The sequence below is a fragment of the Candidatus Zixiibacteriota bacterium genome, from assembly GCA_020853795.1.
GTDB lineage: Bacteria > Zixibacteria > MSB-5A5 > CAIYYT01 > CAIYYT01 > JADJGC01.
Genome location: JADYYF010000200.1, coordinates 1 through 9,305, shown reverse-complemented (window position 1 = coordinate 9,305; position 9,305 = coordinate 1). Strand labels below are relative to the sequence as shown.

General features: G+C 58.2%; 9 protein-coding genes. All 9 read left to right on the top strand.

The features are described from left to right. The first annotated feature begins 1 nt into the window (after window position 1). Window positions 2–763: a slipin family protein gene (locus IT585_14935; protein ID MCC6964545.1), complete on the top strand. Its 762-nt coding sequence runs from the start codon at window positions 2–4 to the stop codon at window positions 761–763. 513 nt (window positions 764–1,276) lie between these two features. Further along, entirely contained in the window at window positions 1,277–2,602 is a 1,326-nt protein-coding gene (locus tag IT585_14930; GenBank protein MCC6964544.1) for a glutamine synthetase, read from the top strand. A gap of 3 nt (window positions 2,603–2,605) precedes the next feature. Continuing rightward, window positions 2,606–4,027: an Asp-tRNA(Asn)/Glu-tRNA(Gln) amidotransferase subunit GatA gene (gene gatA, locus IT585_14925; protein MCC6964543.1), complete on the top strand. Its 1,422-nt coding sequence runs from the start codon at window positions 2,606–2,608 to the stop codon at window positions 4,025–4,027. Beyond that, a complete protein-coding gene (gene gatB / locus IT585_14920; protein ID MCC6964542.1) occupies window positions 4,024–5,466 on the top strand; it encodes an Asp-tRNA(Asn)/Glu-tRNA(Gln) amidotransferase subunit GatB in 1,443 nt (480 codons plus the stop codon). The genes gatA and gatB overlap by 4 nt, the downstream gene beginning before the upstream one ends. Then, window positions 5,463–6,068 carry a phosphoribosylglycinamide formyltransferase gene (gene purN / locus IT585_14915; protein ID MCC6964541.1) on the top strand — a complete coding sequence of 202 codons (606 nt, stop codon included), beginning with the start codon at window positions 5,463–5,465 and terminating at the stop codon, window positions 6,066–6,068. The genes gatB and purN overlap by 4 nt, the downstream gene beginning before the upstream one ends. A 3-nt stretch (window positions 6,069–6,071) precedes the next feature. Continuing rightward, window positions 6,072–6,965: a phosphoribosylaminoimidazolesuccinocarboxamide synthase gene (locus IT585_14910; GenBank protein MCC6964540.1), complete on the top strand. Its 894-nt coding sequence runs from the start codon at window positions 6,072–6,074 to the stop codon at window positions 6,963–6,965. Between the two features lie 8 nt (window positions 6,966–6,973). After that, a complete protein-coding gene (purH, locus tag IT585_14905; GenBank protein MCC6964539.1) occupies window positions 6,974–8,545 on the top strand; it encodes a bifunctional phosphoribosylaminoimidazolecarboxamide formyltransferase/IMP cyclohydrolase in 1,572 nt (523 codons plus the stop codon). A gap of 122 nt (window positions 8,546–8,667) precedes the next feature. Then, complete coding sequence (locus IT585_14900) at window positions 8,668–9,129, top strand: DUF494 family protein (GenBank protein ID MCC6964538.1); 462 nt, start codon at window positions 8,668–8,670, stop codon at window positions 9,127–9,129. A gap of 15 nt (window positions 9,130–9,144) precedes the next feature. After that, window positions 9,145–9,305: phosphopantothenoylcysteine decarboxylase (locus tag IT585_14895; GenBank protein ID MCC6964537.1), on the top strand; the 161-nt coding region annotated here is incomplete at its 3' end.

Here is a 9,305-nt window from a genome sequence, read left to right as displayed (position 1 = left end):
TGTGCCAATTATCGTCGTCGTCGTTTTCTTCTTGTTCCTGTTGCTGAACGCGATCCGCGTTCTGCAGGAATATGAGCGCGGCGTGATCTTCCGGCTCGGCCGCATGATCGGCGTCAAGGGGCCGGGACTGATCCTGCTGATTCCAATCGTGGACCGCATGGTGAAGGTGTCGCTGCGGACGTTCACGATGGACGTGCCGCCGCAGGACGTCATTACCAAAGATAACGTTACGGTCAAAGTCAATGCCGTGATCTATTTTCAGGTGATGGAGCCCCAGCGCGCGATTGTCAACGTCGAGGATTATTTCTACGCCACGTCGATGATTGCCCAGACCACTTTGCGGTCGGTACTCGGTCAGGTCGAACTCGACGATCTGCTCTCCAATCGCGATGAGATCAACCAGCGACTGCAGAAGATCATCGACGACCAGACCGAGCCTTGGGGCGTGAAGGTCTCGGTGGTGGAGGTGAAGAACGTCGATCTGCCGCAGGAGATGACGCGCGCAATCGCCAAGCAGGCGGAGGCGGAGCGCGAGCGGCGGTCAAAGATTATTCATGCCGAGGGCGAATATCAGGCGGCGCAAAAGTTGGCTGATGCTGCTCACGTGATGGAGTCATCGAGCTACACGTTGCAGTTGCGCTACCTGCAGACGCTGACGGAGGTGGCGGCTGAGAAGAACTCGACTTTGGTCTTCCCGTTACCGATCGATCTGTTTACGCCGTTTATCGAACAGATGAAGCGGGCGTTGCCGCGGCAGGGGTAGTTCATCGAAGGAGTCTTCTGCGGAGACTCGTGATTTTGAGAGGCACCGGTCGCGGAGATCCGGCGTCTCGCTGATCTCCTTCGGTCGCCGGGACTATCGCTGTTCTTATGTGACTAAGGCGAGAAAATGACCCCTCCCTCCGCTGGCGCTGCCAGTGGGCTGCCAGATCAGGGGAGACTCGCCCGAAGAACGAGCTTGTGGTGTGCTTGTGTAACCCATTGTCTGGCAATATTATGCGGGGCATTCCGTTGGCAGTACATTAATATCGACTATTTCACACCCTGATCATCTGCCTGTTCAAAGTCTCGTCATCAAGCCCGCGCCTCAGTTCGTCGACAATTCTTGTCGATACTAAGATTTTTCCTTGTGTTAGGCGTTCCAAAGTGTATTGTTTGGCGCTTTCTGGGATTGTGGATATCCATAATGTCGGAGAGTCCAGCCAATCACCAAGAATCCAGTGACGTTGCGGAAGAGTAAAGTTTGATAGTCTAATTCCATTAAAGGAGTTTCGGGATGAGTTATACCGCCGAACAAATCCTCAAGTTGATGGACAAAGAGAAAGTCCGTTACATTCGATTGTACTTTACCGACATCCTCGGGACGTTGAAGGGGATGTCGATCACGCGCTCGGAGATTGAAGAGGTTCTCGAGAACGGGCAGGGCTTCGACGGTTCCTCGATCGAGGGTTATGTCCGGATCGAGGAGTCAGATCTCAACGCGCGGCCCGACCTGTCGACGTTTCGGATTTTCCCGTGGCTGATCGAAGGGGAGCGAGTCGCAATGATGTTCTGCGACGTAGAGACTCCGACAGGCGAACCGTTTGCCGGTGATCCGCGCTACGCGTTGCGGCGGATGATCAAGCAGGCAGCCGACCTGGGTTACACCTATTATGTCGGGCCGGAACTGGAGTACTTCTATTTCCGGCAGAACGGGTCACCCGAGGTGATCGATCAGACGGGATACTTCGATTACTCGACTGTGGATTTAGGCGCGCGGATTCGGAAGAAAACTGTGGTGGCGCTGGAGTCGGTCGGCATCCAGGTCGAGTGTTCGCATCACGAGGTGGCGCCGTCGCAGCACGAAATCGACCTGAAGTACGCGGATGCGCTGAAGATGGCGGATCAGGCGATGCTGTACCGCGTGATCGTCAAGGAAGTCGCGCAGGACATGGGCGTGTACGCCACGTTTATGCCCAAGCCGCTATTCGGGCAGAACGGGTCGGGGATGCACGTGCATCAGTCGCTGTTCAAGGGCAGCAACAATGCCTTCTTTGCCAAAAACGGAGAGTACCATTTGTCGGACACCGCACGGCAGTTTGTCTCGGGCATTCTCAAACACGTGAAGGAATTCACGCTGGTGACGAATCAGTGGGTCAACTCCTACAAGCGGCTGGTTCCGGGCTATGAAGCGCCGGTGTACATCTCCTGGGGACAGCGGAATCGTTCGTCGCTGGTGCGTATCCCGATGTACCGCTATGGTAAGGAAAAGGCGACGCGCGTCGAGTTGCGTTCGCCCGATCCGGCCTGCAATCCGTACCTGGCGTTTGCCTCGATGCTGGCGGCCGGTTTGGAAGGGATCAAGAGCAAGTACACGCTGGGCGCGCCGGTAGAGGAAAACATCTTCCACATGGATGAAGCGAAGCTGAAGAAGCACAAAATTGACTCGTTGCCCGGCACCTTGGAAGCGGCGATTGACAGTTTCGCCGGTTCGAAGCTGATGAAGACTGCGCTCGGGGAGCACATCTTCGAGAGCCTGATCGCCAACAAGCGTGACGAATGGGATCGCTATCGCGTCCACGTGACGAAGTACGAGATCGAGAAGTACTATCCATTGCTGTAAGCCATGGCGACGGCGCTCCAACTGCGGCAGCAATTCCTCGATGGTGAACGCAACCTCGGCGAGTACTATCATGAGTTATTGAATCGCTGTGAGGACGTTAACCACAGACTGAATTGCCTTAACGTCGTCACGTCCGAATTGGCGGAAGCGACGGTCGCCCAACTGCACTCGAAACTCACATCCGGTCGGCCGAAGGGGAAACTCTTCGGTCTGCCGATCATCGTCAAAGACAACATCTGCCTCAAAGACCATCCAACTACCTGCGCTTCGCGAATTCTCAACGGATTCGTGCCGCCTTACAATGCCACCGTCATCGACCGACTGTTGGCGGATGATGCAGTGATCATTGCCAAGGCCAACATGGATGAGTTTGCGATGGGCTCTTCCAATGAGAACTCGGCCCTGGGATTGGCGCGCAACCCGCGCGATTTGGAGCGTGCGCCGGGCGGTTCGTCCGGCGGGTCGGCGGCGGCCGTGGCGGCCGGGCTGGTTCCGCTGGCATTGGGATCGGATACCGGCGGCTCGGTGCGACAGCCGGCAGCGTTTTGCGGCGTGGTCGGTCTCAAGCCGACTTATGGTGCCGTCAGCCGCTACGGGCTCGTCGCGTTTGCGTCATCGCTGGACCAAATTGGACCGTTGGCAGCCGATGTGCACTCGGCGGCACTGCTCTTCGACGTCATCGCCGGCCACGATTCGCGTGACTCGACTTCGGCGCAGCAGTCGCTTGCCGGGGCGGAAGAGAATTTGAAGGCGGGAGTCCGCGGACTGAAGATCGGCCTGCCGCGCGAGTATTTCGCGGCCGGGCTCGATGCGGAAATTGCCGCGGCAATTACCCGTGTGGCTGATTGGCTGAAGCGTGAAGGAGCTGAAATCAGGGAAGTTGCGCTGCCGCATACGAAGTACGCGGTCGCCGCCTACTATGTGGTTGCCGACGCGGAAGCCTCCTCGAATCTTGCCCGCTACGACGGCGTGCGTTACGGTCAACGAGCGGCCGCCCACGATCTGCTATCCATGTACACCGAAACGCGCCATGCCGGATTTGGGGCCGAAGTGAAGCGGCGGATCATGCTCGGCACTTATGTCCTGTCGTCGGGGTATTACGACGCCTATTATGCCAAAGCCATGAAGGTGCGGCGGGTCATCATGCAAGAGATGCTGGAGGCGCTGAACGCGGTTGACCTGTTGCTCACTCCGACCACGCCCACTACGGCGTTCAAGCTTGGAGAGAAAACCGAAGACCCGCTGGCGATGTATCTCTCCGACATTTACACCGTAAGCGCGAATCTCGCCGGATTGCCGGCAATTTCAGTCCCCTGCGGCGTCGACGCGGCCAAGCTGCCGATTGGTGCGCAGTTGATCGGCCGACCTTTTGACGAGCCAACGCTGTTTCGGGCGGCGGCCGTGATCGAAGCGAGCAGTCGATGAATTTCGAAGCCGTCATCGGGCTGGAAGTTCATGCGCAGCTTCTGACCAAGAGCAAGATCTTCTGCGGCTGTTCGACGACATTCGGCCAGCGGCCGAATTCCGCCGCCTGTCCTGTGTGTCTCGGGCTTCCCGGCGCGTTACCGGTGCTCAATCGCGAAGCGGTCAATATGGCGGTCAAAATGATCCTGGCGGTTGACGGCAGCGTCGGCATGACGTCCGTTTTCGCGCGCAAGAACTATTTCTATCCCGATTTGCCGAAGGGCTACCAGATCTCCCAATTCGACCGTCCGATCGGAATCGGCGGCAGGATCGCCTTCGAGGACAACGGCGTGCGCAAGCAGATTCGACTCACGCGCATCCACCTCGAGGAGGACGCGGGCAAGTCGCTGCATCCAGAGGGGCACAGCGAAGACTTCACGCGCATCGATGTCAACCGCTGCGGCGTGCCGCTGATGGAAATCGTCTCGGAACCGGAGATCCGCAGTCCGCGCGAAGCGTATTTGTATTTGCATGCCCTTAAGCAGATTGTGGAACACCTGGGCATTTGCGACGGCAATATGGAAGAGGGCTCGCTGCGCTGCGATGCCAATGTCAGCATTCGTCCGGTCGGTGAAACGAAGTTGGGTACGAAGACTGAAGTGAAGAATCTGAACTCGATTCGGGGCGTTGAGAAAGCGCTGCGGTACGAAATCGACCGGCAGATCGCCATCGTCAGTTCCGGAGATCGCGTGGAACAGCAGACGCTGTTGTATTCCGACGCGGACGGCCGCTGCTACCCGATGCGCAGCAAAGAGGAATCTCATGACTATCGCTATCTCCCTGATCCGGACCTGGTTCCCCTTCAGTTGACGCCTAACTGGATCGCGACCGTGCAGCGGGAGTTGCCGGAGCTGCCGCTCAATCGACAGGACCGCTATGTTCACGACCTGGCGCTGCCCCGGTACGATGCGGAGGTCTTAACGTCGTCGCCGGGGCTGGCGTTGTACTTCGAGGAGACGTTGGCTGCCTGCCCTGATGCCAAGCTTGTGGCCAATTGGATCATGACCGAGGTGCTGGCGCGGGTCAAGGGCAACGCTGCTGGAATTGCCGGCTTTGCCGTCGAGCCGGCACGACTGGGACGGTTGCTCGAGATGATCAGGAGTAAGGCGATAACCGGCAAGATCGGCAAAGAGTTGTTCGAATGCATGCTTGCCGACGCGCGCCCGGTCGAAGCCATCGTCGCGGAGAAAGGTCTTGCTCCGATTGCCGATTCGAGCGATCTTGGTGGCTTGATCGACAAGGTGATCGCCGATCATCCCAAGGAAGTTGCCCGTTATCGCGCCGGTCAGACGAAGCTGCTGGCCTTCTTCGTCGGTCAGGTGATGAGAGCCACCGGCGGCCGGGCGGACCCGGCGGTGACCAATGAGCTCTTAAGGAGTAAGCTCGCGCAATCGGAATGAATGAACCGCTTCGGATTGCCGTCCTGGCCTCGCACGGCGGCTCCAACCTTCAAGCGCTAATCGATGCCTGTGCCGCGGGGCAGATCGATGGCCGCATTGTTCTCGTTGTTTCCAACAATCGCAAGGCCTTTGCGCTGGAGCGCGCTCGCAATCATCACATCGACACGCTGGTCATTAGTGAATCCGGCTTCCCGGGCGCGGCGGCATATGCCGCAGAACTCCTGCGACAGCTACAGATGCGCGGCACGCAGCTGATCTGCCTTGCCGGTTATATGAAGATGATTCCACAACAGATTATCGCCGCTTATCGTAATAAGATCATTAACATCCATCCGGCGCTCTTGCCGAAGTACGGCGGGCCGGGGATGTACGGCATCCACGTGCACGAGGCGGTGCTTGCCGCCGGCGAAGCTGAAACCGGTGTCACGATCCACGTGGTGGACGAGGTTTACGACAATGGCCGGATTTTGGCGCAGCGGCGCGTGCCGGTGTTGCCGGGCGACACGCCGCAAGTTTTGCAGGAGCGGGTGCTCGCAAGTGAACATGAACTGTATCCCGAGACCGTAGCCCGAATCGCGGCCGGTCAGATTAGGTTGGAGTAAATCATGGAGAGTGTACTGCAAACCGAGATGCCCGATGTCAAACTGTTTGCGCGCGGGAAGGTGCGCGATGTCTACGATCTGGATGACCGGTTGTTGATTGTCGCCACGGATCGGATCTCGGCCTTTGATTATGTCCTGCCCGATGCTATTCCCGGCAAAGGCAAGGTGTTGACGCGGATGTCGCTGTTCTGGTTCGAGTACACCAAGAACGTGGTTCCGAATCATTTCCTGACGGCAAACGTCGACGAGTACCCGGAGCCGGTGCGCAAGTATCGCGACCAACTGGAGGGGCGGTCGATGCTGGTGCGGAAGGCGGAGCGCATCGACATCGAGTGCGTCGTTCGCGGCTACATTTCCGGCTCGCTCTGGAAGGACTATCAGGAGAAGCTGAAGACCGGCGACACGACCGTTCTCGGCTTTCACTTCGCCAAGGACCTCAAGGAGTCGCAGAAGTTCGACGAACCGATCTTCACACCGGCGACCAAGGAAGAGTCGGGGCACGACATTAATATCGCATTCGAAGAGATGGCCGGCATGGTCGGCATCGATCTGGCGGCGAAGTTGCGCCAGGTTTCGAAGCAGATCTATCTGCAAGCCGCCAATTACTGCGAGAGCCGCGGCATCATTCTTGCCGACACGAAGTTTGAATTCGGGATTCATGACGGCCGCCTGATTTTGATCGACGAGATTCTCTCACCGGATTCGTCGCGCTTCTGGCCGAAGGACAAGTACCAGATTGGCCGGGGACAGGAATCGTTCGACAAGCAGTATGTGCGTGACTACTTGCTGACGTGCGGCTGGGATCGCAATTCGCAGCCTCCGCATCTGCCGGCCGACATTATCAACGGTACGCGCCAACGTTACGAAGAGATCGAAAAGATCCTGCTGAAGCAGTGAGGAGGACGATGGGCAAGGCAAGCACGGAGGGGCGCATCAAGCGGGCGATCATCAGCGTATCGGACAAGACCGGCGTGGTCGAACTAGCCCGGTTCCTGCAGGAACACGGCATCGAGATCATTTCGACCGGCGGCACCAAACAAACGCTCAAGGATGCCGGCCTCAAGGTGGTGCCGGTGTCGTCCTTTACCGGCGCGCCAGAGATCATGGACGGCCGCGTCAAGACGCTGCACCCGAAGATCGCCGCGGGTATCCTGTATCGTCGCGATCATGCCGAGGATCTCGAACAACTGACCAGTCTCGACTACAAGCCGATTGACCTGGTGGTGGTCAATCTTTATCCGTTCCAACAAACAGTGGCCAGCGGCAAGCCCGAGGCCGACATTATTGAGAACATCGACATCGGTGGCCCGACGCTGGTGCGGGCCGCGGCGAAGAACTTCGCCGATGTCACGATCCTGGTCGAGGCGGCGCAGTACGCCGGCTTCATGGAAGAGTATCGCGCGACGGGGGCGATTTCGGCCGAGCGTCATCGTGCCTACGCCGCGCGGGCCTTTGCGGTGATTGCCGAATACGACGTCGCGATCAGCCAGTACTTCGGCCAAGCTGGGCAGACGACGGACTCCGAGCTGCCGACAGATGTTGATCTCCATCTGCAGCAAGTCTCCAGTCTGCGTTATGGCGAGAATCCGCATCAACAGGCGGCGCTGTATCGAGACACCACCGGTAGCGGTTTATCTCTGGTTGATGCGGAGCAACTAGCAGGGAAGGAACTCTCCTATAACAACTACGTCGACCTCGACGCCTGTCTGGGAATGATTACCGACTTTTCCGAGCCGTTCGCTTGTGTCGTAAAGCACACCAATCCCTGCGGTGCCGCCTGCGCACCGAAGCTGGCGGACGCCTATGCAGCGGCGCTGGCGGCCGATCCGATGTCCGCTTTCGGATCGATCATTGGCCTCAATCGCGTCGTGGACATCGAAACCGCACATTTGCTGCACAATACGCAGTTTGTTGAGTGCATCATCGCACCTGACTACGCGCCTGAAGCGCTGGAATTGCTGGCGAAGAAGAAGCAGCGGCGGTTGCTGCGGCTGCCGGCGATGGGCAGCGCCGCGCGGCAGGGCCAGTGGCTGCGGGCGATCCATGGTGGGTTTCTGATGCAGACTGCCGATCACCGTGTCGTTGTCGAGACGGATTTGAAGGTCGTTTCGAAAATGAAGCCGACCGCTGAGCAGGTCAAATCGCTGCTGTTCGGTTTCCAGCTGGTGAAGCACGTGAAGTCAAATGCGATTGCCATCGTCAAGGGAACGGCTTTGCTTGGGCAGGGCTGCGGGCAGACATCGCGCGTCGATGCGGTGGAGAATGCCGTGAAGAAGGCCGGCACGCGCGCGCGCGGCGCGGTGCTGGCATCGGATGCTTTCTTCCCGATGCCGGACGGCGTCGAAGTTGCCGCAGCGGCCGGTGTGACGGCGATCATTCAACCGGGTGGATCGAAGAACGACGAAGCGGCGATTGCGGCGGCCGATCAAGCCGGTATCGCGATGGTCGTGACCGGCATCCGGCATTTCAAGCATTAGCCCGCGCCGACAGCGATTTTAGCGCAAGGACACGATGTTTTATCCTTGCGGAACCTTACGGCTGATTTTACCTTTCCCATAGCAGTGGCCGCTGGTTGCGGCCGCGGGCGAAAGGCAGCGCAGTGGAAGAACGTATCCTCGAAATCGTGTTTTACCTCGTTGAGCATCTCCGCAGTCATAATGGTCAGATTGGTCCGTTTAACGTGATCTCCAAGGACTTGCGCAGCCGCGGCTTTACCGATTCGGAGATTTCATCAGCCTACGGCTGGTTTCTGGAGGAAATGCAGAAGGAAGGCGGCCGGATCAGTCCGACGGTCGGTTCCGCTCAGTCTTTTCGGGTTCTCAGTCCGCTGGAACTTGAGCACTTCACTCCGGACGCCGCCGGTTTCCTGATTCAGTTGCTAAGATTTCGGTTGATCAGTCCCGGCCAGTTTGAGAAGATCGTCGACAAGGCATTTCTGCTGGGTTCGGAGAAGATCGATCTGCCGGTCATGAAGGTCATTGCGGCGCGCTACGTCTTCTCGTCCGGTACGGCCGTCGATCTCAACCTCTTCAATCTTGACGGCTCCGAAGTCGTCAACTAACAATTTCAAGAGCTTATGCCCCTCAAAGGCAAGAAAATCCTGCTCGGTATCACCGGTTGCATTGCGGCTTATAAAGCCTGCTATCTGGTACGCTTTTTGCGAAAGGCGGGCGCCGAGGTCAAAGTCGTCCTGACCGCGTCGGCGACCAAGTTCGTAACGGTTACAACACTGGAGAC